Source organism: Mumia xiangluensis, from assembly GCF_010994095.1.
In the GTDB taxonomy this organism is placed as follows: domain Bacteria; phylum Actinomycetota; class Actinomycetes; order Propionibacteriales; family Nocardioidaceae; genus Mumia; species Mumia xiangluensis.
This window is the reverse complement of record NZ_WJYO01000005.1, coordinates 20,352-45,739: the sequence shown is the minus strand read 5'-3', so window position 1 is coordinate 45,739 and position 25,388 is coordinate 20,352. Positions and strand designations below refer to the sequence as shown.

At 71.4% G+C, this 25,388-nt stretch carries 20 protein-coding genes; 7 read left to right on the top strand and 13 right to left on the bottom strand.

What is annotated here, in order from left to right; translation table 11 throughout:
* Positions 1-30: 30 nt before the first annotated feature.
* Both GH747_RS15640 and GH747_RS15630 read right to left on the bottom strand, forming a co-directional pair.
* Entirely contained in the window at positions 31-990 is a 960-nt protein-coding gene (locus tag GH747_RS15640) for a hypothetical protein (protein ID WP_153816631.1), read from the bottom strand.
* A gap of 410 nt (positions 991-1,400) precedes the next feature.
* Entirely contained in the window at positions 1,401-2,351 is a 951-nt protein-coding gene (locus tag GH747_RS15630) for a hypothetical protein (RefSeq protein ID WP_149770559.1), read from the bottom strand.
* Between the two features lie 139 nt (positions 2,352-2,490).
* Between GH747_RS15630 and GH747_RS15625 the strand changes: the two genes are divergently transcribed.
* The gene (locus GH747_RS15625; protein WP_149770558.1) at positions 2,491-3,483 is read left to right on the top strand and encodes an Ig-like domain-containing protein; all 993 of its coding nucleotides are present in this window, start codon (positions 2,491-2,493) and stop codon (positions 3,481-3,483) included.
* Between the two features lie 58 nt (positions 3,484-3,541).
* Here the strand turns inward: GH747_RS15625 and ligA are convergent, their stop codons facing one another.
* The gene (ligA, locus tag GH747_RS15620) at positions 3,542-5,659 is read right to left on the bottom strand and encodes an NAD-dependent DNA ligase LigA (RefSeq protein ID WP_228552974.1); all 2,118 of its coding nucleotides are present in this window, start codon (positions 5,657-5,659) and stop codon (positions 3,542-3,544) included.
* A gap of 130 nt (positions 5,660-5,789) precedes the next feature.
* Between ligA and GH747_RS15615 the strand changes: the two genes are divergently transcribed.
* Entirely contained in the window at positions 5,790-6,410 is a 621-nt protein-coding gene (locus GH747_RS15615) for a class I SAM-dependent methyltransferase (protein ID WP_149770556.1), read from the top strand.
* Here GH747_RS15615 and GH747_RS15610 read toward each other — a convergent pair.
* The 4 genes from GH747_RS15610 to GH747_RS15595 all read right to left on the bottom strand — a co-directional run bounded on the left by GH747_RS15610 (position 6,397) and on the right by GH747_RS15595 (position 12,089).
* Complete coding sequence (locus GH747_RS15610; protein ID WP_149770555.1) at positions 6,397-8,748, bottom strand: Ig-like domain repeat protein; 2,352 nt, start codon at positions 8,746-8,748, stop codon at positions 6,397-6,399. The two genes, GH747_RS15615 and GH747_RS15610, sit on opposite strands and share 14 nt — an antisense overlap.
* 73 nt (positions 8,749-8,821) lie before the next feature.
* The gene (locus tag GH747_RS15605) at positions 8,822-9,769 is read right to left on the bottom strand and encodes a uroporphyrinogen decarboxylase/cobalamine-independent methonine synthase family protein (RefSeq protein WP_149770554.1); all 948 of its coding nucleotides are present in this window, start codon (positions 9,767-9,769) and stop codon (positions 8,822-8,824) included.
* The gene (gene mnmA / locus GH747_RS15600) at positions 9,766-10,884 is read right to left on the bottom strand and encodes a tRNA 2-thiouridine(34) synthase MnmA (RefSeq protein ID WP_149770553.1); all 1,119 of its coding nucleotides are present in this window, start codon (positions 10,882-10,884) and stop codon (positions 9,766-9,768) included. The genes GH747_RS15605 and mnmA overlap by 4 nt, the downstream gene beginning before the upstream one ends.
* A complete protein-coding gene (locus GH747_RS15595) occupies positions 10,884-12,089 on the bottom strand; it encodes a cysteine desulfurase family protein (protein WP_194842924.1) in 1,206 nt (401 codons plus the stop codon). Before GH747_RS15595 ends, mnmA begins: the two co-directional genes overlap by 1 nt.
* A 65-nt stretch (positions 12,090-12,154) precedes the next feature.
* On the opposite strand from GH747_RS15595, the gene GH747_RS15590 reads away from it, so the two are divergent.
* The 4 genes from GH747_RS15590 (at position 12,155) to GH747_RS15575 (ending at position 14,979) form a co-directional block, all read left to right on the top strand.
* Positions 12,155-12,583 carry a hypothetical protein gene (locus GH747_RS15590; RefSeq protein ID WP_149770552.1) on the top strand — a complete coding sequence of 143 codons (429 nt, stop codon included), beginning with the start codon at positions 12,155-12,157 and terminating at the stop codon, positions 12,581-12,583.
* 1 nt (position 12,584) lies between these two features.
* Entirely contained in the window at positions 12,585-13,442 is an 858-nt protein-coding gene (locus tag GH747_RS15585; protein WP_149770551.1) for an aldo/keto reductase, read from the top strand.
* Between the two features lie 2 nt (positions 13,443-13,444).
* Positions 13,445-14,317 (top strand): LLM class F420-dependent oxidoreductase, encoded by an 873-nt coding sequence (locus tag GH747_RS15580; RefSeq protein ID WP_149770550.1) that lies wholly within the window; start codon positions 13,445-13,447, stop codon positions 14,315-14,317.
* Positions 14,318-14,427: 110 nt separating this feature from the next.
* Positions 14,428-14,979 (top strand): VOC family protein, encoded by a 552-nt coding sequence (locus tag GH747_RS15575; RefSeq protein WP_163695672.1) that lies wholly within the window; start codon positions 14,428-14,430, stop codon positions 14,977-14,979.
* 5 nt (positions 14,980-14,984) lie between these two features.
* Here GH747_RS15575 and GH747_RS15570 read toward each other — a convergent pair whose 3' ends face one another.
* The 5 genes from GH747_RS15570 to GH747_RS15550 form a co-directional block, all read right to left on the bottom strand.
* Positions 14,985-15,524 (bottom strand): hypothetical protein, encoded by a 540-nt coding sequence (locus tag GH747_RS15570; RefSeq protein WP_149770548.1) that lies wholly within the window; start codon positions 15,522-15,524, stop codon positions 14,985-14,987.
* 76 nt (positions 15,525-15,600) lie between these two features.
* Positions 15,601-16,650 carry an SDR family oxidoreductase gene (locus tag GH747_RS15565; protein WP_149770547.1) on the bottom strand — a complete coding sequence of 350 codons (1,050 nt, stop codon included), beginning with the start codon at positions 16,648-16,650 and terminating at the stop codon, positions 15,601-15,603.
* Positions 16,647-17,579, bottom strand: coding sequence for a bile acid:sodium symporter family protein (locus tag GH747_RS15560; protein WP_149770546.1), 933 nt, complete (start codon positions 17,577-17,579; stop codon positions 16,647-16,649). Before GH747_RS15560 ends, GH747_RS15565 begins: the two co-directional genes overlap by 4 nt.
* Positions 17,576-19,027 carry a flavin-containing monooxygenase gene (locus GH747_RS15555; RefSeq protein WP_205602978.1) on the bottom strand — a complete coding sequence of 484 codons (1,452 nt, stop codon included), beginning with the start codon at positions 19,025-19,027 and terminating at the stop codon, positions 17,576-17,578. Before GH747_RS15555 ends, GH747_RS15560 begins: the two co-directional genes overlap by 4 nt.
* 108 nt (positions 19,028-19,135) lie before the next feature.
* The gene (locus GH747_RS15550) at positions 19,136-19,786 is read right to left on the bottom strand and encodes an SPFH domain-containing protein (protein WP_149770545.1); all 651 of its coding nucleotides are present in this window, start codon (positions 19,784-19,786) and stop codon (positions 19,136-19,138) included.
* 443 nt (positions 19,787-20,229) lie between these two features.
* Here GH747_RS15550 and GH747_RS15545 point away from each other — a divergent pair, with 443 nt between their 5' ends.
* Positions 20,230-21,723: a 13E12 repeat family protein gene (locus GH747_RS15545; RefSeq protein WP_149770544.1), complete on the top strand. Its 1,494-nt coding sequence runs from the start codon at positions 20,230-20,232 to the stop codon at positions 21,721-21,723.
* A gap of 122 nt (positions 21,724-21,845) precedes the next feature.
* Here the strand turns inward: GH747_RS15545 and GH747_RS15540 are convergent, their stop codons facing one another.
* Positions 21,846-25,385 carry an error-prone DNA polymerase gene (locus tag GH747_RS15540; RefSeq protein WP_149770543.1) on the bottom strand — a complete coding sequence of 1,180 codons (3,540 nt, stop codon included), beginning with the start codon at positions 25,383-25,385 and terminating at the stop codon, positions 21,846-21,848.
* Positions 25,386-25,388: the final 3 nt, after the last annotated feature.

Below are 25,388 nucleotides of genomic sequence, written 5' to 3'. Positions count from 1 at the left end.
CCGTCGGTCCCGGGTGCTGTGCGTCCGCGGTCACCGCACCTGGGTGACCATCGCCGCGATGTGCGCGTCGGCACCACCCTCGTACACCGTCATCTCGACCTGGAGCCCGGCGAAGTCCCCGAACTGCCGGTCGGTGGACGCACCGACGAACGTCGCTCCGGCGTCGTCGGTCAGCCCGAGCTTCACCAGCTCGGCACCGAGCCGCTGGCGCACCGACGCCTCGTCGAGCGGGGCGTCGTACGACGCGCCGGTGACGGCCACGTTCCAGGCCGCCGACTCCGCGTGGTCGATCCCGATCACCCGCACCGTGACGCGGCCGTCCGTGAGCTCGCAGGAGAGCGAGGTCGCGTCGGTCGGCGTGCAGGTGTAGCCGGCGGCGGCGAGCTTGGGCTTCATCGTCGCGATGTCGGCGGGCGACGGCGGCGCGGGCGGTTGCCCGCTCGCGTCGGTGCGCTGGATCTGGAAGCCGTCGCCGTAGGACGTGAACGATGCGTCGACGTCGAGCTCGTCCGGGCCGAGTCCCTCCTCCGCCGCGACGGCGTCGGCGAGCTCGCGACCTGCTCCGTCGAACAGCGTCTCGCCGACGGCCTCGGCCGCGACGGCGGTCACGGGCGCGGGATCGTCCACGAGGTAGGCGGCGAAGGTGACGTGCGTGACAGCGCCGTCGGCGAGGTCGATGCGCAGGGACGCACGCTGTGCGCTCTCACCCGCGACGAAATAGTGGCACCGCGCAAGGACGCCCTCCACGGTGTTGTAGCAGGTCCAGTTCTCCTGCTCCCCGAGCGACTTCGTCAGGAGGGCGACTCCGTCGGCGGTGAGCCCCGCGTCGGCGCCGTCGGAGTCGGGGGTGTCGGAGTCGGGGGTGTCGGCCGCCTCCGAGGAGTCCGCTGCGTCGGGTTCGTCGCTCCCACCATCGTCACCGGTCATCCGCAGCCCGACGACGACCATCGCGACCACCAGTGCGAGGACGACGACGACACCGCCGATCACCAGCGCGAGGGTACGGCCGCGGTTCCCGCCGCCGGGGCCGGTCGGGCCGGTCGGGCCGGTCGGGCCGTACGCGGGGTTCGACTGCGGGCCGTTCTGCTGCGGTGCCCATCCCGGCGGAGGCGGTCCCTGCTGCGGCGGAGGCGCCCAACCCGGAGGAGGCCCCTGCTGCGTCGGAGGCGCCCAACCCGGCGGCGGTCCCTGCTGCGGCGGGGGTGCCCAACCCGGAGGAGGCCCCTGCGGCGGCCCGCCGTACGGCCCTTGTCCGGGCGGCGGCCCGTACGGTCCCTGTCCGGGCGGAGGTCCCTGCGGCGGGACGGGCGGCTGCGGGCCGTGCGGGTGCGACATCAGGTCCTCCGGGGAAGCGTGGCGCTTCATTATGGAGGACGGTGGTTCACGCCCCGGCGGACCCCTCAGCGGAGCGGGATCGCCGTCACCGAGGCGACCGGGAGCACCTCGGCGGTGCCCGGGTCGAGACCGACCTCGAGGCGTACGCCAGCGAGGTCGCCGACCTCGCCGTCCTCGGCGCTCTCGACGAACGAGAACCCCTCGTCGTCCACCAACCCGAGGACGAGGAGGATGCCGCTGAGCTCGGTCGTGAGCTCGCTGGGGTCGTTCCCGAACCCGTCGCGCTCGCGGGCCTGTACGGTCCAGCGCGCAGAGGCACCTTCACCGTCGGTGACGACGCGGAACTCGACATAGCCGTCGCTCTTGCGGCAGTCCGCCCCGTCGGGGTCGCACGCGAACTCGCGCTCCCGCAGGGTCTCGGTGACCTTCGCCGCCGAGGGCGGCGCAGGTGCGTCGTGGTGCAGGCCCTCGTACGCCGGGTCTCGCAGCTCGAAGCCATCCTCGGTCGGCTCGATGTGCACGGGCACCCCGAGCTCCGCCACGCCGAGCGAGCGCCCAGCGACGACTGCCGCCGCGACCGTGTCGCCCTGGTTGTCGAGCAGCGCGTTCCCGACCTGGCGGGCGGCGGCCTCACGGACATCGGCCGGCGCCTCGCCAGCGTCGAGCGTCACCCGCGCCACGCGCTCTCCACCGTCGGCCATGTCGATGCGGAGCGTCGCCCGCTCCGGCACATCACCGGGGACGAGCCAGTGGCAGCGGACGACCTCCGTGGCCACCGGCTCGTAGCACCACCACGGATCCTCCTGGAGGGAGTTCCACAGGGTGGTGACGCTGTCGTACGACATCGGCGCATCCACGTTCACGCCGTCGCCTGCCGGATCGCGCACCCAGCTGGCTGCTGCGCCGACGAGCACGGAGCCGACCACGGCCGCCGTCAGGGCGACGACCGTCGCGACTGCGACGGCCAGGGTGATGACCAGCCTCGATCGGCGAGGTGTGAGGTCGGTGTCAGGCATGGGCGTACTCCGGATCAGGGGGCTTCATGGTGGACCACGGCGGTCCGCTGCATGTCACCGGGCTCGTGTCAACCCGGTGACAACTCGTGCAACCCGGCAGTAACCTCGCGTTCGCACTCGTTCTTGGGAGGGAACCCCGATGCGCAGACCAGTCGTCGCCGCCCTCGCGGCCGCCGCACTCGTGACCACCGGACTCGGCGGCGCCTCCGCCGCGAGCGCCGGCACCCAGGTCGTCCTGCCGATCACAGGCACGACGTCGCTCGCCAACCCCCTCGCCGGGGGCGCCGTCCTCACCATGCCCGCCGGCGCGAAGCTCGTCGGCGACCTCGATCTCCTGCGCGACCCCTTGATCGAGGGCGACATGCTCATCCCGCCGATCACGGCGAAGGTCCGCGCCCTCAACATCCCCGTGCTCGGCGACACCACGTCGACCGTGGTCCTCGAGCCCGTCGGCAAGACCAAGGCACGGACGATCGAGGGCGGCATCGTCACGGCGGAGACCAGCTTCCGGATCGCCCTGCCCGAGGTGCGCAGCGACCTGCCGCTTGCCGACAAGCTCAACCTCGGCGGCCCGGACTGCAAGACCGACGTCATCACGACGACGCTGACCAGCACCAAGCCTTTCAGTCTGACCGAGGCCCTTCCGATGAAGGCCACCTTCACGATCCCCAAGATCAGCGGGTGCCCGACGTTCCTCTGGATCCCGCTCAGCAGCTGGGCGCTCAACACGCTCATGGGTGGTGAGGGCAACACGCTCGACCTCATGGTCGGACCGATCTCGGGAGCCGCCAGCCCAGCACCGGCGCCTGCGCCTGCTCCGGCCCCGGCCCCGGCCGTCAAGGCGACCCTGAAGGCGTCGGCGATCAACGCCTCCGCGAAGAAGGTCGTCTGGGGCAAGGCAGGCAAGGTCAAGGTGCGCGTACGCCCGTCGGCCGGCGCCACCGGCACGGTGCGGGTCTACAAGGGGAAGCGGCTCCTCGGCACCAAGGTGCTCCGCGACGGCCGCGCGACCCTGACGGTGCGCAAGAAGGCGCTGAAGGCGGGCAAGCACAAGCTCCGCGTCGTGTACTCCGGGAGCAAGACGCTCAAGGCATCGAAGCGCACGGTCGTCGTGAAGGTCGTCAAGCGCTGATCCGTCCGCCTGGTCGAGCAGGGGCGCCGCAGGCCGTGACGCCGCTGCTCGACCAGGCCTACTCGTCGGCGCCCGGCTCGTCAGCGCCGGCGGGTGGTCCGTCGCGCAGGAGCTCGGCAAACCCGTCCTCGTCCAGGACGGGCACGCCGAGCTCCTCTGCCTTGGCGGCCTTCGAGCCGGCTGCCTCGCCGACCACGACATAGCTCGTCTTCTTGGAGACCGACCCCGAGGCCTTGCCGCCTCGGGCGAGGATCGCCTCTCGGGCCTCGTCGCGGGTGAAGCCCTGCAACGACCCCGTGACGACGAGGGTGAGGCCCTCGAGCGTCCGCTCGATCGACTCGTCGCGCTCGTCAGCCATCCGGACCCCGGATGCGGCCCACTGCTCGACGATGTCACGGTGCCAGTCGACCGCGAACCACTCGACCACCGACGCCGCGATCGTGGGGCCGACGCCCTCCACCGCGGCCAGCGACTCGAGGTCGGCAGCACGGATCGCCTCGACGCTCCCGAGCTCGGAGGCCAGCGCACGCGCGGCCGTCGGTCCGACGTGCCGGATCGACAGCGCGACGAGCACGCGCCACAGCGGCTGCTCCTTGGCCTTGCCGAGGTTGTCGAGGAAGCGACGGCCGTTCGCGGAGATCACGCGATCTCCGGCACCGGCCTCCTTCTCGGCCTTCTTGGCGGCGCGGGTGAACAGCGGGACCTGGAGCAGGTCGTCGTCGCCGAGCGCGAACAGGCCCCCCTCGTCGGCGAGGACCTCCGCGTCGAGCAGCGCGCTGGCGGCTTCGTAGCCGAGGACCTCGATGTCGAGCGCACCTCGGCTCCCGACGTGGAAGAGGCGCTCGCGCAGCTGTGCCGGGCACGAGCGCGTGTTGGGGCAGCGGAGGTCGGCGTCGCCCTCCTTGGACGGCGCGAGCGTGGTGCCGCACGACGGGCACTGCGTCGGCATGACCCACGCCTCGGCGTCGTCGGGGCGCAGCGCGAGCACCGGCCCGACGATCTCCGGGATGACGTCTCCCGCCTTGCGGAGGACCACGGTGTCACCGGGGCGGACGTTCTTGCGGGCGACCTCCGACGCGTTGTGCAGGGTGGCCATCTCCACGGTGGAGCCGGAGACGAGGACCGGCTGCATGACGCCGTACGGGGTGACCCGGCCCGTGCGGCCCACGTTGACCCGGATGTCGAGGAGGACCGTGTTGACCTCCTCGGGCGGGTACTTGAAGGCGATCGCCCAGCGCGGCGCGCGCGAGGTCGACCCGAGCGCCCGCTGGAGCGAGATCTGGTCGACCTTGACGACGATGCCGTCGATGTCGTGCTCGACGTCGTGACGGTGCTCGCCGTAGTAGGTGATGAACTCCTCGACCTTGCCCATCGTGGGCAGCACCCGGACACGGTCGCTGGTCGGCAGACCCCAGGCCTTGAGGGCTTCGTAGGCTTCGGACTGCCGCTCCGGGACGTAGCCCTCGCGGTCACCGATGCCGTGGCAGACCATCCGCAGCGGGCGGCTCGCCGTGACCCGCGGGTCCTTCTGGCGCAGCGACCCGGCCGCGGCGTTGCGCGGGTTGGAGAGCGGGGTGTTGCCGGCCTCGCTCCAGGCGGCGTTGAACTCCTCGAACGCCTTCGTCGGGAAGTAGATCTCGCCCCGGACCTCGAGCAGCGCCGGCGTCGGGAACTGGTCGGACGGTGTCAGCCGGTGCGGGATGCCCTCGATGGTGCGGACGTTGGCGGTGACGTCCTCGCCGACCGTGCCGTCACCGCGCGTCGCGGCACGCACCAGGCGCCCCGCCTCGTACGTGAGGTTGATCGCCAGTCCGTCGACCTTGAGCTCGACCAGGAAGTCGGACTCGGCGCCGGCCTCCTTCTCGACGCGCGCCCCCCACGCGGCGAGCTCGTCGAACGAGAAACAGTTGTCGAGGCTCTCCATGCGGCGGCGATGACGCACGGCCGAGAACGCCTCGGAGACGGTGCCGCCGACGGTCTGCGTCGGCGAGTCGGGGGTGCGCAGCTGGGGGAACGCGTCCTCGAGCTCGCGCAGCTCGACCATGTGGCGGTCGTACTCGGCGTCGGAGATCGTCGGGGTGTCGTCGACGAAGTAGCGGGTGCGGGCCTGCTCGATGACCTCGCTCAGCTCGGCGTGCCGTCCGCGGGCAGCGGCCTCGTCGGGTGGGCTCTCGATGGAGTCGTCTGAGCGCGGCTGCTCAGGGCTCGACTGGTCAGAGAGTGGCTCGTCATGACTGGGCACGGGCGACAATCTACCCCTGGACACGGACAGGGTGAGGACGAGAATGGGGCCGGAGGAGGCACCCATGGGCTGGTACGGCGAGCACGTGGTCCCGCGCATCGTCGACGTGGTCTGCGGCGCGCGGCAGACCGACGCCACCCGCGAGCGCGCGTGCGCGGGGCTGTCGGGCGACGTCGTCGAGATCGGGTTCGGCAGCGGCCTCAACACCCGCTTCTACCCGCCGGCGGTCCGCTCGGTCGCCGCCGTCGAACCGGCCGACCTGGCCTGGCGGATGGCGAGGCCCCGGATGGAGGCGTCGACGGTCCCGATCCGGCGTGTCGGCCTCGTCGGTGAGTCGTTGCCGCTGGAGGACGACTCGGTGGACGCCGCGCTGAGCACCTGGACGATGTGCACGATTCCCGACCTCGACGCCGCGCTCGCCGAGCTCCGGCGGGTGCTGCGTCCGGGCGGCACGCTCCACTTCGCCGAGCACGGTCTCGCCCCGGACGAGTCCGTACGCCGCTGGCAACGCCGGCTGGAACCGGTCCAGAAGCGGGTCGCCGGCGGATGCCACCTCACCCGCGAGATCGTCGACAGCATCGCCGGCGCAGGGTTCGAGATCGCCGAGGTCGACGTCTTCTACGAGGAGGGTGCGCCGAAGTTCTTCGCTGCCCTCTCCGTCGGCGTCGCCGTCAACGCACCTTGAGCGTCAGCGTCTTCGAGCGGTACGGGTAGACGTATCCACGCGGGCTGATCCGTACGCGGAGCTTGCGGGTGCCCTTCGTGCCGGTCGGGATCCGGATCGAGACGCGGCCGCTGAGCTTCTTCGTCAGCTGGGCCGAGCGGATCATGCGGCTGCCCCGGTACACCGAGACCGTCCCGGTGATGCGGCTGTAGCCGGGCGCCGTCGCGCGCACGCGGAGCCACACCTTCTTGCCCCGCTTGACCTTCTTCGCGCTCAGCTTGCGGGTGACCCGCAGCTTCGCCCGGTAGATCCGGGACGACCGCGAGATCGTCGCGGCGGGCCGCAGGTTGGCCGAGCCGGCGTAGGAGATCGTGAGCGTACGGCGCTTGCTGCGGTTCTGGGTCAGGCGGACGTCGGCGTAGCCACGCGACAACGCACGAGAGCCGACGACCACGCCGTTCTCCCGGACGACGACGGTGCCGGTCGGGGCCTGGCCGGGGGCGGTGGCACGGACCCGCAGGACCGGCCAGTCGCGCCATCGCGGCGGGGCGACGAAGCCGGCCGAGAGGGCGCTGGCCGCCTTCGCGACGACGAGCCTGGCGCCCGGTGCGGACGAGCTGGCGATCGCGTAGTGCCCGTCGTAGCGGGCGACGAGGCTGTGCGTCTTGCCGGCCAGGTCGCGCCGGAGCCGGACGGTCGCGGCAGCCGACTGGTCACCGACCTGCGAGACCGTGGCGCGGCCGAGCAGCGTCGCGCCGGACAGGATGCTGACGGTGCCGCGCGGGACGACGTTCGCGCCTGCGACCGTCACACGCGCGGTCACCTGGTCTCCGGAGGTGACGGACGTGGCGTCGTACGTGGCGACGGTGGAGGTCCTGGCCTTCGTGACCGCCACCGAGAACGGCGCCCCCTGGCGCCAAGCGACGGCGACGTCGCCGCTGTAGAGGACCGCGAGCCGGCGCGTGCCGGCGTACATGAGCTTCGGGAGCTTGATCGACGCCTTCCCGGCGGCGTCCAGCGCGGCCTCGCCGAGCACGTCGCCGCGGTCGGTGTCGACGACCTGGACCGTACCCGTCGGCACGCGTCCTGCGGCGGTGACGGTGATGGCAGCGTCGACGCGGTCGCCACCGACGGTGTACGCCAGCGGCGCGGCTGACACGGCGATCGAGGGCGTGATGCCGGCGTTCTTCATGAGCGAGCCGACGCGGGTGCGGATCGTCGGCATCTTGGCGTACAGGTTCCGTCCCGGGCAGGCGGTCTGACCGACGTCGCGGTGCCCGACGATCTTGGTCCGGGTGACCTTCTTGCCGGTGTTCGTGGTGAAGGTCCGGGTGCCGGTGGGGACGACGTGGTTGAGCGAGAAATTCCAGGCGATGACGCGCGAGACGGTCTCGACCACGGCGGACGACGCCGCGGCCGACTCGAAGTTGCCGAGCACCGAGATCCCGAAGGTCGTCGAGTTGTTGTTGAGGGCGTGGGCGCCGACGACGTTGCGGGTGAGACCGCCCCAGCGCCCCTCCCAGGCCTGCCCCCACTTGTCGACGACGACGTTGTAGCCGATGTCGCGCCACTTGAGCGCCTTCACGTGGTACGCGTAGATCGCCCGGATCACCGAGGGGACCTCGGCCTTCGAGTACGAGTTGGAGCCGGCCGTGTGGTGGACCACGGCGCCCTGCACCTTCCCGTAGTCCGGCGCGGCCTTGTCGCGGATGCGTTCGTCGGCGCCCCACGCGGCGCGTGACTTGATCGACGGCATCGGTGTCGCGGCGCTGGCGGCGGCGAGCGGCTCGACGTGCTTGGTCGTCGTCGTCCCGAGGTCGAGCAGGTCGACCTGCACGTCGTCGGGGACGACGCCGTCAGGCGTGGCGACCGTGACCTCGACGGCGTCGGAGCTGCCGACGATCAACGGCGCCGTACCGGCCCGCGCGTTCGCTGCCTCGCGGGTCCCGGGGTCCGGGCCGTCGTCGGTGGTGTCCTCCAGCCGGTACCAGTCGGTCCAGCCGCTGTCCTCGCGCGTGCGGACGTAGGCGACGACCTGACCGTCGACCGAGCCGCGGTCCCAGGTCACGCCGGCGACGCGGAAGTCCTCGGTCGGGATCACCGGCGTGTCGACGGCGGTCGCGACCTCCTCCTCGGGCGCGGGGGCGGGTGTCCCGTCAGGCGCGAGCGCACCCTCGACGGGAGGCTTGGTGCTCGGTTCTTCGGCCTCCACCGCGTACGACGCGAGGGCGTACGCGGTCGGGTCAGGCGTCGTACCGACCGTCACGGTCTGGTTCCAGGCGACGACGGGCGCGATCACGAGACCGACCGCGATCGTGGGCAGGACGGCAAGCGCGGTCTTTGTCCGAGATGTCTTCATCCTGCCCCCTTTGGCACTTCGCACTCCCCAGGCAGGGTACGTGACCTGTGTCGCGGCGCGACTCGGGACAGGATCAGAGGCGTGTCGCCTCCGCGCCACGGCGCAGCACAGCACGGGCGTCCGCCGGGCTCTCACCGGCCAGTCCGCAGGAGGTCGACAGCACCGCGCGGGGGAACCAGGCGTCCTCACCGAAGCCCAGGTCGCCGAAGAACCGGTCGATCGTCCGGCGCAGCGCGGTCGGGTCCTCGGCGGTGGCCCCCGGCCACAGGTCGACGCCGGCCTCCAGGACGGCGGCGTACGTGTCGTACTGGGCGCGGCGGACGAGCCCGAGGTCGAACGAGATCGCCTCGAAACCTGCTCCGGACAGCAGCGTGACGGGGACGTCCGCAGAACAGCTGTGGACCACGGGTCGAGCACCTGCGGCGCGTACGGCGGTGGTGACCTCGCGCAGCGACGCGTCCGCATCCGGGTCGTGCACACGGCGGTGTCGGCCGATCCCGCTCGCGGTCGGGATCTGCCCGTCGAGGACCGCCCGCAACCCGGGTTCGTCGACCTGCACGACGATCGAGGCGCCCGGCACCCGGCGGCGTACCTCGTCGACGTGCGCGGCAACGCCTGAGGCCAGCGACTGAGCGACCTCCCGGCGGGCGCCGTGGTCCGACAGCACCCGGTCTCCGCGGGGCCGCTCCATGGCAGCCACCAGCGTCCAGGGTCCGGTGACCTGGATCTTGAGGTCGCCCTCCAGGCCCTGGGTCTCCTCCTCGAGCACGTCGAGGTCGTGCGACAGGAGCGAGCGCGCGCGCCGCTGGTCGAGGCCGGCACGGTCGGTGAGGCGCCACCCGGCGGGCTGGAGGTCCGCGCCGAGCCCGTCGAGGAGCGCGACGGCCCTCCCGACCATGCCGGCGCCGTCACCGCGTGCGGGCAGCTCGGGCAGGAAAGGCAGGCTCAGCTCGTCGACGACGAACCGGACGACACCGCGGAAGTCGTCTCCGGGCATCGACCCGACACCGGTCGCCCTCATGCGTGCACGACAGGCGTGGAGGCCTCGACGCGGCTCGTGGCGGCGATCGTCGCCGAACCGACCACGCGGGTGCCGTCGTACAGCACCACGGCCTGGCCCGGCGCGATCCCGTGCGCGGGGTCGTGCAGGGTGACGAGGACCCGGTCGCCGTCCTCACGCCGCTCGATCCGCGCCGTCGCGCGGTGCTCGTCGCCGTGCGCCCGCAGCTGCACCGTGCAGGTGATCTCTCCGTCCGGCGGCGTCCCGCACCACAGCGGGCGGATGCCCTCCAGCGCGTCGACCGCGAGGTGCGCGTGCGGGCCGACCGTGACGGTCCCCGACACCGGCTCGATGTCGAGGACGAAACGTGGCTTGCCGTCAGCGGCGGGGCGCCCGAGCCGGAGCCCGCGGCGCTGCCCGATCGTGAACGCGAACGCACCCTCGTGCTCGCGCAGCACCTCGCCCGCCTCGTCGACGATGACGCCGGGCTTCGTGCCGAGCTTGTCGTGCAGCCAACCCGGGGTGTCCCCGTCGGCGACGAAGCAGATGTCGTGGCTGTCGGGCTTGTTCGCGACCTGGAGCCCGCGGCGCTCCGCCTCGAGGCGCACCTGGTCCTTGGTGTCGGTGCCGAGCGGGAACAGCGAGTGCGCGATCTGGTCAGCGGTGAGGACGCCGAGGACGTACGACTGGTCCTTGGCGTGGTCGGCGGCACGGTGCATGGCAACCGTCCCGTCAGCGGCGGCTTCCAGGCGGGCGTAGTGACCGGTGACGACGGCGTCGAAGCCGAGCGCGAGCGCCCGGTCGAGCACCGCGGCGAACTTGATCTTCTCGTTGCAGCGCAGGCACGGGTTGGGGGTGCGACCGGCGGTGTACTCGGCGACGAAGTCCTCGACGACCTCCGCGTGGAACTCGTCGCTCATGTCCCACACGTAGAACGGGATGCCGATCACGTCGGCGGCGCGGCGCGCGTCGTTGCTGTCCTCGATCGAGCAGCAGCCTCGGGCGCCCGTGCGGTACGACTGCGGGTTGCGCGACAGCGCCAGGTGGACACCGGTCACGTCGTGGCCGGCATCCTTGGCGCGCGCGGCGGCGACGGCGGAGTCCACTCCCCCGGACATGGCGGCGAGGACACGCATCAGCGTCGCCCCGCCTTGGCTGCAGCCCGGGCACGCTCGTGCACCGACGGGAGCGCGGCGAGGAGCCGGTCGACGTCGGCCTCGGTGCTGGTCCAGCCGAGGCTGAAGCGCAGCGACCCGCGTGCGGCGAGCTCGTCCATCCCCATCGCGATGAGCACGTGGCTCGCCTGCGGCACGCCGGCCGAGCAGGCCGAGCCCGTCGAGCACTCGATCCCCTGCGCGTCGAGCAGCATGAGCAGCGAGTCACCCTCGCACCCCGGGAACGTCACGTGCGCGACGTGCGGCAGCCGGTGGGTGGGACCAGGCTCACCGGCACCGTTGACGACCGCGTCCGGCACCGCCGTACGGACGCCTGCGACCAGTCGCTCCCGCAGCGCCTCGAGCCGCCTCGACTCCTCGTCCCGCCGGGTCACCGCGACGTCGACCGCGGCAGCGAACGCGGTGATCGCCGCGGTATTGAGGGTGCCGGAGCGCAGGTCCCGCTCCTGCCCGCCTCCGTGCAGCAGGGGCACCGCGTCGAGCTCACGGCGTACGACGAGGGCGCCGACGCCGGTCGGCCCCCCGAGCTTGTGGGACGACAGCGTCATCGCGTCCAGACCGCTGTCGGCGAAGTCGACCGGCGCGTGGCCGAGCGCCTGCACGGCATCGCTGTGGACGGGGATCCCGTGCTCGGCGGCGAGCGCCACGACCTCGGAGAGCGGCTGGACCGTGCCGACCTCGTTGTTGGCCCACATGCAGCTGATCAGCGCGACGTCGGACGGATCGCGCTCGAGCGCCGCGCGGAGCGCGTCGACGTCGAGGCGGCACGACGCATCGACCTCGATCAGGTCGGCGACCGCCCCCTCCGCCTTCTCGAGCCACGTCAGCGGGTCGAGCAGCGCGTGGTGCTCGACGGCCGAGGCGAGGATGCGGCGACGGGCAGGATCGGCGTGGTGGCGCGCCCAGTAGAGGCCCTTCACCGCCAGGTTGTCGGCCTCGGTCCCACCCGACATGAAGACGATCTCGCTGGGACGCGCCCCGACCCGCTGGGCGACGAGCTCGCGGGCCTCCTCGACGCGTCGGCGAGCCCGCCGACCGGAGGCGTGCAGGGACGACGGGTTGCCGCCCTCGAGCATCGTCGCGTTCATCGCTGCGATCGCCTCGGGGACCATCGGCGTGGTCGCCGCATGGTCGAGGTAGGTGATCGGGGCGGAGATGAGACTCATGACGCAACCAAGCGTAGTCGCCCTCCTGATGTGTGCGTGCGCGCGCCGCCTGCCAGGCTGGAGGGATGAAGCACCTGCCGACGGGTCGCGTGCGTCTGCACGACGAGCACCGGGACCTCGTCTACACCCGCGTCCTGCCCCGTGGACGCGACGATGTGTGGCAGACGCTCACCGGAGGCACACCCCTCGGCAGCATCGAGGTGACGGTGGTCAGCGAGGACGAGCCGGACCACCTGACCGTGCGCCTGGACAGCGGCACCGTGGTCGACGGCTGGCTGCGGGTCCGCGACGAGGACAGCACCGACCTCCAGCTCGTCGTCCACGGGGTCGACCTCGCCGACCTCGGTGAACGCGGGCCGCGGGGCGACTTCCTCGCCGGAGTCCTGGCCGCCCGCGTCGCCGGCGAGCACGAGCCTGCTTGGGAGGACTACTACCCTGCGGGACGGGCGTACTACGAGACGCTCGCCGCCGACGACGCACCCACCGAGGAGTGACATGAGCAAGTCCCCCACGCACGACAGCACCTTCACGATCGACGGAGTGGGCGCCGTGAACCGGCTCGGGTTCGGCGCGATGCGGATCACGGGCCCTGGGATCTGGGGCGAGCCCGCCGACCGGGAGGTCGCCCGATCGGTGCTGCGCCGGGCCGTCGAGCTGGGCGTCGACTTCATCGACACGGCCGACTCGTACGGGCCCGACGTCAGCGAGCAGATCATCGGCGAAGCGCTGGCGCCGTACGCGGACGGCGTGAAGATCGCGACGAAGGCCGGCCTGGTCCGCACCGGGCCGGACGAGTGGTGGCCACTCGGGCGCCGCGAGTACCTCCAGCAGCAGGTCGAGATGAGCCGGCGCTACCTGCGCACCGACGTGCTCGACCTCCTCCAGCTGCACCGCATCGACGGCCGGACTCCCCGCGAGGAGCAGTTCGAGACCCTCGCGCAGCTGCGCGAGGACGGCAAGGTCCGCGCGATCGGGCTGTCGCAGGTCAGCGTCGCCGACATCGAGGAGGCACAGCAGTACGTGCCCGTGGTGACGGTGCAGAACCGCTACAACCTCGTCGACCGCTCGTCGGCCGACGTGCTCGACTACTGCACCGAGCACGGCATCGGTTTCATCCCGTGGGCGCCGGTCGACGCCGGCGACCTCACCGCGCCGGACGGGCCGGTCGGCAGCGCCGCGAAGCGGTACGACGCGACGCCCGCGCAGGTCGCGCTCGCGTGGCTCCTGCAGACCTCGCCGGTGATGCTGCCGATCCCGGGCACGGGCTCGGTCGCGCACCTCGAGGAGAACATGGCCGCGGCCGACCTCACGCTCGACGCGGACACCGTCGCCGAGCTGGACGCGGCGGCCTGAGCGTGGACGTCTCGGTCCACCTCCCCCGCTTCGACGTGATCGGGGGTGCAGCAGCAGTCGCGCCGACGTACGCCGAGGTCGGTGCGCTCGCGGACGGGGGCGGGATCCGGTCGCTGTCGGTGATGGACCACTTCTTCCAGATGGAGCACTACGCCGGCGGTGCCCAGGACCCGATGCTGGAGGCGTACACGACGCTCGGCTTCCTGGCCGGACGCACCGAGCGCGTCGGGCTCCAGGTGCTGGTCACCGGCGTCCCGTACCGGCACCCCGGCCTGCTCGCGAAGATCGTCGCGTCGCTCGACGTCCTCAGCGGCGGCCGAGCCACGCTCGGTATCGGCGCCGGCTGGTACGAGCGCGAGCAGCGCGGCCTCGGGGTCCCGCTGTGGTCGGCCGGCGAACGGCTCGCGCGGCTCGAGGAGACGCTGCAGATCGTCGCCCAGATGTTCGGCGAGGACGACGGGCCGTACGCGGGGCGCTTCTACCAGCTCGAGGAGACGCTCTGCTCGCCGAAGCCGATCGGCCCGCTGCCGGTGATGGTCGGCGGCGGGGGCGAGCGCAAGACGCTGCGGCTCGTCGCGCAGTACGCCGACGCGTGCAACGTGTTCGCGCAGCCGGGCTACGGGACGGACGGCGTCGCGCACAAGCTGGCCGTCCTGCGTGAGCACTGCGAGGACGTCGGACGGCCGTACGACGAGATCCGCAAGACGATCCTGTGGAACGGTCCGGTGCCGTTCGACGGGTCGTTCACGGAGACGCTCGCGGCGTACGCCGAGCTGGGTTTCAGCGAGGTCTTCGTGATGCCCGAGCAGGACGATCTCGTGGGGTTCGTCCGCGGCGTCGTCGACCATGTCGTGGGGCCCGCCGCGACGCTGTAGGCCGGCCGGCGTCGGCATGCCGAGATGAGATGCCGTCTCACTACCTCCGGCGCTGACCCGCGTGGGACGGTGCACCGGACGACGCGGCATCGATGCGGGAGGCATGCACCGTGGAGCACAGACGGTCTGCGCGGCTGGCGCTCGTGGCGGCTGTCCTGTCGGTCAGCGTCGCCTGTGCAGGCTCGGATGACGACCCGGCCGGAGCGCGCACGCCCTCACCGACCGCCGTCACGGAGGCTGCCACCGCGGACGCGACCGACCGTACGAGCGTGGGTGCGGCCGGCATCGGTGTGGCCGACCTCAGGGCGTCGTCGCAGTTCTACCGATCGGCATTCGGCATGGTCGAGCTGAGGGCGTTCGAGATCCCGGGCTACATGGACGAGATCGTCCTCGGGTTCGACGACATGACGCGGGGCGCGGCGGTCGTGCTGATGCACTACACGGACGGCCGCGAGCGCGACTACCAGGACAACCCCGTGAAGCTCGTCTTCTACGTGCCTGATCCGACGGCGACCGCACGCGCCATCGAGGCAGCGGGCGGGTCGATCGTCCTGGAGCCGGCACCGCAGGCCGCGCTCGACGACGCCGTCGTGGGTTTGGCGAAGGACCCGGACGGCTACACGCTGGAGCTGTTGGAGGCCGGCGGCGGCACCGGCGGCTGAGCGCCCTAAGCGGTCGGGGTGTCGACACCCTTCAGCAGCTCGCGGAGCCGTGCCTTCACGGCGTCGAGGTCGGCGTCGGCGCCGAGCCGCGCGTGCTCGAGCGACACCACGCTCCGGCCCTCCCCGCGCGGGCTGAAGCCGATGACGATGATCGTGCCGTCGTCCAGCCGGAACCGTCCGCTCGGGTTCTTGGCCGCGGGGTTCAGCTCCGGCGGCGCGAGCGCAAGGGCATCGGCGACCGCGGGCACCACCCGTGCGACGGCGGCCGGAACCTCGAGGTCGAGCGTCCGCGACACGCTCGCGCTGAACGTCCCGTCGGCACGCTGCCCTGGGGACCGCAGCCCGCGCGCCTGCTCGTAGGCGACCGCCAGGTGCTGTGCCCACCAGCCGTCGACGCCCAGGTCGACCAGGCACGCGGCGATCCGCGTGTGCGACCACGTCGGGCCGTCCGTCCCCGCCGCGGCACCGAGCTCGTCCAGGCGCGCGAACCACATGTCGTACGACTCACCCGTCGCCGCGACCAGAGACTCCTCGGAGCCCCTCACCGATTTCACCGCGCGCCGCTGCGCCATGCTTCACCGTACGACGAGCCTCACCGGACGACGAGCCACGCACGACGCGTCAGAGGCCCTGCGCGGCCCGCCACGCGTCGAAGGCCTGCGCGGACGTGTACGCCGGCTCGTAGCCGAACACCGTGGTGAGCCGGGTGTTGTCGAGAACGGGCCGGTACTGGAGGAACTTCGTCTGCTCCGGCCCGTACTGCGTCAGCCCCAGCGGCTTCGCCACGGCCAGCGCCGTACGAAGGACGATCTCCGGGATCGGCAGCGTCCCGCGCCCGAGTCGCGCGGCGATCTCGTCGATCGTCAGGGCGCCGTCGCCGGCGACGTTGAAGATGCCGGTGACGTCCGAGGTCACGGCGCGAACCACGATCTCGGTGAGGTCGGTGTCCCACACGAACACGAACGGCGAGTCAGACCCCGCGATCTTCAGCAGACGCTTCTTGCGGAACAGGTCGGTGATCTGGTTGTCGACCCGGTCCCCCAGGATCGTGCCGATCCGCAGCACCGTCTGCTCGAGCCCGGGATGCTCGTGGCGGGCAACGGCGAGCATCTCCTCGACGAGTCGCTTGTGACGGCTGTACGCGAACGCGTCGTTGCCTCGTGCGGGCTGGTCCTCGGTGATCCACGCGGGGTTGTCGGCGTGGTAGCCGTACGCCGCTCCGCTGGACGACACGATCAGGCGTCGTACGCCGTGGGTGAGCGCCGCGGCGAGCACGTGGCAGGTGCCCTCGACGTCGACCTTGTACGCGACCTCGTCGGTCATGCCCGGCGGCGGGTTCACGATCGATGCGAGATGCACGATCGTGTCGATCCTGTGCTCGGCGACGGTGCGCGACACCGCGTCGGCGTCGGTGACGTCGAGCGACACGTAGACGGCATGGTCCGGGGCGGATGAGCGGACGTGCTCACCGGGATCCCGGATGTCGCCGCTGACGACCAGGGCGATCCCCGGGTCGGCGACGAGGCCCGGGACCACCGAGGAACCCAGGAAGCCCGAGCCGCCCGTCACCAGGACGCGGCGCCCGGCGGACGCCGTACCGCTGTCGTCAGGCGTACGGCCGTCGTCCGGCGTGCCGCGGCCGTCCGGCGTACGGCGGGCGTCGGCGCTCATGCCGGGACCTCGACCTTCTCGTCCCGCACGGGTCGCCGCGCCCAGAGGGTGGCGACGAACAAGCCCGCGATGATGTCCCAGATCCCCCACCAGGCAGCGACCAGCGCCATGCCGCCGAGGCCGTCGAAGAACTCGAAGACGAGCAGCAACCCGAAGCCTGCGTTGCGGATCCCGACCTCGAACGTCATCGCGCGCGTGCTTCGGTCGGACAGGCGCGCGCCGCGGGCGATCGAGTAGCCGAGCAGCAGTGCCAGCGCGTCGTGGAGGAACACCGCGATCAGGACGACGCCGATGTAGTTGACGAAGACGTCCCAGTTGCCGGTGATCCCGACGATGATGATCGCGCCGAGGGCCAGCGACGCGACCCGGCTCACGAGACCGTGCGAGCGGGCGGCGACGTTCGGCCACAGGCGCGCGACGGTGAGGCCGAGCACGAACGGGATGCCGATGACGAGGAGGACCTCGCTCAGCATCGCCCAGGGCCCGACCTCGATGTCGGTGAGGAAGTCCTGGCCGGTCGGGTGGAGGCCGCCCCAGAAGGCGAAGTTCAGCGGCATCAGGAAGATCGCCAGCACGTTGCCGACCGACGTCATCGACACGGACAGGGCGACGTCGCCGCGCGCCCGGTGGGTGAGGATGTTGGAGACGTTGCCGGGCGGGCAGCAGGCCACGAGAATCATGCCGAGAGCGATCGACCCGCGGACCCCGAGCACCAGGGTCAGACAGAAGGTGATCGCGGGCAGCAGCAGGAACTGGCCGCCGATCCCCACCGCCATCGCGACCGGCTTGCGGACGGCGGCGCGGAAGTCCTCCAACCGCGTGTCCAGGGCGACGCCGAAAAGGATGGCGCCGAGGACGATCTTGAGGAGCGTCAGCGAGCTCTCGTTGAACGAGATGGTGATGGCGTCGACGTCGGAGGCTGTGATCACGAGAGCTCCTCGATCGCGGCGCGCACCGCCGTACGGTAGGCGTCCTTGTTCACGTAGTAGCTCATGCGCTCCAGCCCGAGGTAGTGGTATCCGCCTGTCAGGTCCGGCAGCGGCCCGCGCGTCTTCGCGGTGAACGCAGCGGCGTCGGCAGGGCGTTCTGTCTTTGCCTCGAGGTACGACGCGATCAGCTCCGCCTGCTCGTAGCGGCCCTGCCAGCCGAGCCCCGATGCCTCGACCATGCCCATCACGAAGAGATCGTCACGCTGCGGGCTGAAGATGTTCAGGTACAGCTGCGGCGACCACCCGTTCCACTGCAGCAGCGCAGGGTCGATGAACGGGTAGTGCAGCGTGTAGCCGGTGGCGAGCACGATCGTGTCGTAGTCGCGGCTGGTGACGTCCCGGCTCTGCCCGTCTCCGCTACCGCTCCCACCGCCGCGGAAGAAGACCGTCGACCCGTCGACGTGATCGACGTCGGGCCGGATGCTCAGGTCGCCGTGGCCGAGGTGGTGCAGGATCAGCGAGTTCACGATCGGGTGGGACTCGTAGATCTTGTAGCCCGGCTTCGGGAAGCCGAGCTTGACCGGGTCGCCGGTGAACAGCTTGAGGACGCGGCTGTCGATCGCCTGCTTGATGCGCGGCGGCAGCGGCTTGCCCTGGTTGAGGGTGTCGGCGGGCTTGCCGAACAAGTACTTGGGGACGAAGTAGTAGCCGCGCCGCACGCTCATGTCGACGGACTCGGCGTGGTGGACCGCGTCGACGGCGATGTCGCAGCCGGAGTTGCCGGCGCCGATGATGAGGACGCGCTTGCCGGCGAAGACGGTGGCCGACTTGTAGGCGCTCGTGTGGAAGATCTCGCCGTCGAAGTCGCCCTTGAGCAGCGGGATGTTCGGCTCCGACAGGGTGCCGTTGGCGATGATCACGCCGGCGACCCGCTCCGTACGCTCGCCGTCCCCGCCGATCTCGGAGCCCGACGCCCCGCCGGTCGAGGCCTCCCCGTCCCCGCCGGTCCAGGCCTCCCCCTCCCCGCCGGTCGAGGCGCGAAGCGATCGAGACCACACCACCCATCCCCCGTCCGGGTGCGGCTCGACCCGCGTGACCTCGGTCTCGAACCGGTAGTGCTCCCGCAGCCCGAACCGGTCGGCGTACGCGTGGAAGTACTTCTTCAGCTCGCGATGGCTCGGGTAGTCGGCGACGTCGTCACCCATCGGCATCTCGGAGAACTGCGTCGTCGTCTTGGACGAGATGAGGTGCGCCGACTCGTACATCGTGCTGCGCGGACCGTCGATGTCCCACAGGCCTCCGACGTCAGCGTTCAGCTCGTACCCCGAGACGGCGATGCCGCGGCGGGTCAGGGCACGGGTCGCGGCGAGGCCGGACGGGCCGGCGCCGATGACGGCGTACGGGAGCGGGGCCGCAGCAGCGCCGGAACCCTTTGTGATCTTGGACACGTGCCCTAGTGTGCCAGACGTTCTTCTGACCGAGAGCGGTATCCCGGGAGATCCTCCGGTTCTGCCCCCAATTCGGTCACGGGGAGCAGAACCGGAGGAGCGTGCGGATCAGGCCCGCGGGCGTTCGATGACCACGGTGCCGCCGGCGCTCGCCGCCGTCTCAGCCAGCCTCAGCGTCGCGAGCGCGGGGTGATCCTCGAGGACACCGGCCACGTTGGCGAGGTGCCGCAGCACGGCCGTCTGCGCCCGCGCCTCCTCGAGGTCGGCGAGCGCCTGCGCCCGCACCTCGACCAGGGCCTCCCGCGCCCGACGGATGCCGGCCGGCGCAATCACGTCACGCACGTCGAACCGTTCGACGGCGACACCGAGCGCGCCCGCCCGCTCAACGAGGGCAGCGGGCGCACCGGCGGCGTCGTCGGCCGGAATCCCCGCCGTGAGCTCGTCGACGGTGAACCTCGCGACACGCGCCCGGACGGCCTCCTTGAGAGCGTCGTGCAGGAGGTCGGCGGGATACGCGCTCGCCTCGTGCCACTGCCTCGGATCGTCGACGCGCCAGACCATCGAACCGGTTGCCTTCACGGTCACACCGTCGCTGGTGGGCACCGACTGCGCGGCCACCGCAAGGAGTTCGGAGCGCACGCCGATGCGGACCAGCTGGTTGCCGAAGCCCCGCACGCGGTGGCGGCCCGGCTGGAGCACCTGCTCGAAGGCTCCGCGGCGGTAGTGCAGCACCCGCTCGTACGGCTTCACAGTGATCATGTCGTGTCACTCCTCTCGTGTGTTCTTGGTGTATCCGCGGTCGCGCTCTGGCGGTCGTGCCCTGGCGGTCGTGCTCTGGCGGTCGTGCTCGCTGCGGTCCGCGTACGGACCAGGGTCCGGCCGACGGGAGACACCGGTCTCGCATGGCCTGCCGCACCCTTCCCGCCGAGGCGCGCTGGTCCGTACGCGGAGTGGGGACTCGAACCCCGGCCACCGCAGCAGCCTTGCCACCTGGAACCGTTCCGAAGACGGTCCCCGCGGGGTACGACTCGGAGGTGTCGAGCAGTGACGACCGTCGACCTCCTGATCCCGCGGGACCGCCAGTATGCCGACGCCCGCATCGCCGCGCGAACGAGTTTCCACAGGCACCCGTCCCGGCCCATGACCCACACCACCGAACGACTCATCTCCTCCTGTCAGCGCCCATCGATATCATCGATCACATGTTCGATTCCACGCCCCCGACGTCGTTGGACGACCTGCGCTCGCGGGTCGGCCTGGTCATCGGCGACATGCACGCGAGGATCGCTTCGGCGTCTGCCGACGACCTCGCAGCGGGGGCTCAGGAGGTTGAGATCGTTGCAGCGTGCGAGCGCATCCGGCACATGCTCGATGCGGTGCAGCTGGAGGCGATCGCCGAGCTCGATGCGCGGCGGCGCTCAACTCATCCTCCCGTCGACCAGGTCGATCCCGTCGCTGTCGATCGTGCTGCTCGTGCGGTCGAGCGGTCGGTCCGGGCCGAGGTCTCGATGGCGCGCAGGGTGTCGAGTGGCGCGGCCCAGCACAGTCACGAGCTCGCACGCGCCCTCGTCGACCATCCGCGCACCCGCGAGCTTCTCGCCGACGGCATCATCAGTACGCCCGTGGCGGCCGCGGTCTGTCGCGAGTCGGCCGCGCTCCCCTCGGTGGATCGGCGCCGACTTGACGCGGCGCTCGGTGACTTCCTCCCCGAGCTCACCGTCCGGCAGGCGGGCGCGGAGGCCCGGCGTCTCGCGCTGGCGTTGGATCCACACGGCGCCGAGGCCCGAGCAGAGCGTGCCCGGGCCGGACGATCTGTCGGGTTGCGACGTGACGCCGACGCGATGGCGACACTGCGCGTGTACGGCCCGGCCGATGAGGTGGTTGCAGCATGGCGACGCCTCACCCGCCAGGCGTTGTCCGACCAGGCGTCGGGCGCGGCTGACGGACGGACGCACCGGCAGATCACGTGCGACCGGGCGCTGCGCGTCCTGCGCCACGGCGACCACGAGGCGTGTGGCGACACGACCGGCGCTGCCTCGACGCCGCCCAGCGCCGAGATCGGTCTCCTCATGCGACCCGAGGTGTTGTTCGGCCAGGAGGACACACCGGCGGTGCTCGAGGACTACGGTCCCATCCCTGCTGGACTCGCTCGACGCATCGCCGCAGAGGCTGCGTCTCGCGATCTCGCCTGGGTCCGACGGCTGTTCACGACGCCGGGCGGCGAGCGCCTCACGTCTATCGACAGCCGCCGTCGGACCTTCCCGGCGGCGATCGCCCGCCTGATCCGTGCGGCCGACGACACATGTCTGCGTCCTGCGTGCGACTGCGGCGTCCGCGACATCGACCATGTCCACGCGCACGCCCGGGGCGGGACGAGCACGGCCGACAACGGCGATGGCCTCTGCCAGACCGACAACCTCCTCAAGGAGATGCGTGGGTGGGGTGTCAGCGCGACTGTCGACGCCGGCAGCGGCACGGTGGACCGCGTCACGTGGCGTACGCCGACAGGTCACAGCTACACCGGGCACCGCTCGCGTCCGGGCGGGGTCCGAGGACCCGAGGCCGTCGTCTCGCGAACCCCCTCACGCTCCACTACGGACGAGGTCGTGAAGGCCCGTCCCACGCACGCGCATCGGCAGCCGGTGTCCGTCGCCGAGCAGCAGCTCCGACACCTCATCGGTCGCCTCCGCCAATGAGCGCGGCCTCGCTCCCCGGGGTGCGGCACGGCCTCGCTCCCCGGGGTGCGGCACAGCCTCGCTCCCCGGGTGCACTACGGCCTCGCGCCCGGCGCAGCACGAACCTGTCCGAGACCCCGCACTCACTGAAAGTCACGCGAAGTCGTCCGCATCGTGATGGGCAGGCGTTCCAACCTGTCGGCATGCAGGTTGATCGCACCGTCGCGTCGTTCGACGATCCCGCGGACCACCAAGGCGCTCGAGTCACGGGCGATCCGTCGGTAGCGCGACCACAGCCCCGCCGTGCAGATCACGTTGAGCATGCCCGTCTCGTCCTCGAGGTTCAGGAAGGTGACGCCACCCGCTGTCGCCGGGCGCTGCCGGTGAGTCACCAGGCCTGCGGCCTCGATCCGGCGACCTGGCTCCACGGCAGCAAGATCCGACACACGCAGCACACCGCGTGCGCCCATCGCCTCCCGGACGTGGTCCATCGGGTGGCTGTCGGGCGCGATCGCCGTGGCCCAGAGGTCCGCCATGGTGGTCTCTGCTTCGCTCATCCCTGGCAACGTCGGAGCATCGCCGAGCACGGCCGTTCCTTCGAGCTGGTCCGGGCTCTCCTGCGCAGCGGGGCCTGCAGCCCACAGCGCCTGGCGCCGTGACAGGCCGAACCCCTCGAACGCCCCTGCGGTCGCCAGCGCCTCCACCTGCGCTGGAGTCAGGGCGACGCGCCGGGTGAGGTCGGTCATCGACGCATACGGTCCGTGTGCGCGTTCGGCGACGATCCGCTCCGCGGCGTCCTCGCCCACCGAGGTCACCGCGGCCAGCCCAAGTCGTACGACGAACCGTCCGTCGCGCCGGTGCCACGCGTGATCGAACGGGATGCTCGCATCGAAGTCGCCGACAGGCGGCTGGTCCTGCTCCAAGCAGGCGTCATGGCCGGTGGGGAGGGTTTCGACTCGCTTCGCTCGCTCAACCAGCGGGGAAGCCGCACGCCCAACCAGCGGGGAAGCCGCACGCTCAACCAGCGGGGAAGCCGCTTGCTCAACCAGCGGGGAACCCGCACGCTCTCCCAGCGGGGAACCCGCACGCTCGAGATCGGCGCCTACCCCCGAGCGGTTCACGTCCGGGCGCAGCACCTCCACTCCATGACGTCGTGCGTCGGAGACCAGGCTCGCCGGCGAGTAGAACCCCATCGGCTGCGCCCGCAGCAGCCCGGCGAGGAACGCCCCTGGATAGTGCAGCCGCAGCCACGTGCTCGCGTACACGATCAGCGCGAAGCTGATCGAGTGCGACTCGGCGAACCCGAAGCTCGCGAACGCCTCGATCCGCAGATAGATCTCGTCGGCCAGGTCACCGGTGATGCCGTGCGCGGCCATCCCGGCGTACAAGGTCGAGCGCAACCGCTCGATCTTCTCCACCCCGCGCTTCGACCCCATCGCACGTCGCAGCAGGTCGGCCTCATCACCGGTGCAGCCGCCGATCTGCATCGCGATCTGCATCAGCTGCTCCTGGAACAGCGGCACACCGAGGGTCCGCTCCAGGACCGGCTTCAGCGCCGGGTGCAGGTAGGTGATCTCCTCGACGCCCGTCCGGCGGCGGATGAACGGGTGCACCGCGCCGCCCTGGATCGGGCCGGGCCGGATCAGCGCGATCTCGCACACCAGGTCGTAGAAGCGTCGCGGCTTCAGGCGCGGCAGCGTCCCGATCTGGGCACGACTCTCCACCTGGAACACCCCGACCGAGTCACCGCGGCACAGCTGGTCGTAGACGCCGGCCTCCTCCTTCGGGATCGACGCCAGGTCCCACCGCTCGCCGATGTGCTCGGCGACGATGTCGAACGTGTGCTGGATCGCGCCGAGCATGCCGAGCCCGAGCAGGTCGAACTTGACCAGCCCCATCCATGCGCAGTCGTCCTTGTCCCACTGGAGGACGGTGCGGTTCTCCATGCGGGCGTGCTCGATCGGGCACACCTCCCCCACCGGCCGGTCGGTGAGCACCATGCCACCGGAGTGGATCCCGAGGTGGCGCGGCGCCTTGAGGAGCTGCTCGGCCAGATCGAGAACCGGCTCAGGCACGTCCTCGGTCGCCTCGTCACGCGGCAGGCTGCTCCAGCGGTCGATCTGCTTGGACCAGGCGTCCTGCTGCCCCTGGGAGTAGCCGAGGGCCTTGGCCATGTCACGGACGGCGGACTTCGGCCGGTACGAGATGACGTTGGCGACCTGCGCGGCATTGTGGCGTCCGTACTGCTCGTACACCCACTGGATCACCTCCTCGCGCCGATCCGAGTCGAAGTCCACGTCGATGTCCGGCTCCTCGTCGCGGGTCGCCGACAGGAACCGCTCGAACGGCAGGTCGAACTTCACCGAGTCGACCGCGGTGATCCCCAGGGCGTAGCAGACCGCGGAGTTCGCGGCAGAGCCTCGGCCCTGGCAGAGGATCCCGCGCGACTTCGCGTACGCGACGATGTCGTGGACGATCAGGAAGTAGCCCGGGAAGTCCAGCTCCTCGATCACCGCGAGCTCGCGCTCCAGCCGCTCGTACGTCGACGTCGGCGCGTCCGCGTAGACCCGCGCCGCGCCCTTGCGGACCAGCTCACGCAGCCACGTCATCGGAGTGTGCCCGTCGGGGACCTTCTGCTTGGGCAGCCGCGGCTTGGCCCGGCGCAGCTCGAACGCGAGGTCGGCCGCGACGTCCACGGTCCGCTCGACCGCACCCGGGTAACGGGCGAACAGGCGTGCCATCTCGGCGCCGGAACGCAGGTACGGCGGTCCCGCCGCGGGCAGCCAGCCGTCCATCGCGTCCAGGCTGCGCCGAGCCCGGACTGCGGCCACCGCACCCGCGAGCCGCCGGTCGGCAGGTGTCGCCGCGTGCACGTTGCCGGTCGCCACGACAGGCAGGCCGAGGCGCGACGCGACGGCGGCGAGCGCATCGTTGCGGACCGAGTCGTACGGGTCGCCGAGATCGGTCAGCTCCACCAGGACGTTGTCCTCCCCGAACCGCTCGACGAGCCACAGCACCTCCTTCTCGGCGGCGGCGTCGTCGACCTCCGTCCCCGTCGGACCGACCAGCGCCTGCCGCACCGCACCCTTGCGGCAGCCGGTCAGCACCACCGCATGTCCCCCGAGCCGATCGGTGAGGGCGTCGACGTCGTACGCCGGGCGTCCCTTCTCGCCCCCGGCGAGGTGAGCAGCGGTGAGCGCACCCGCGAGCCGGTGATAACCCTCCTGACCGCGCGCCAGGACGAGCAGGTGAGTGCCCTCGGGGTCGGCGGCTCCGTTCTGCGGTCCTGACAGCCCCAGCGACAGCTCCGCCCCGAACACCGTCGGCATCCCGTGCATCGCAGCAGCCTCTGCCATGCGCACGACCCCGTAGAAGCCGTCGTGGTCGGTCAGCGCCAACGCCGCCAACCGGAGCCGCACCGCCTCCTCCACCATCGCCTCCGGGCTGCTCCCACCGTCGAGGAAGCTGAAGTCGGAGTGGGCGTGCAGCTCCGCGTACGGGACGAACGGCTCGTCAGGCTGTGCCTCGACGTCGGTCGACGGCGTGTACGGGCCGCGCTTGCGTGACAGCCCCGGCCCGTCGCCGCCGTCCAGCTCGGCCTCGGTGCGCTCGTGCGGGAGGAGCCTGCCCGACAGCCGGCGCTCCAGCTCCGACCATGGCATGTCCGGATTGTTGAAACCCATCAG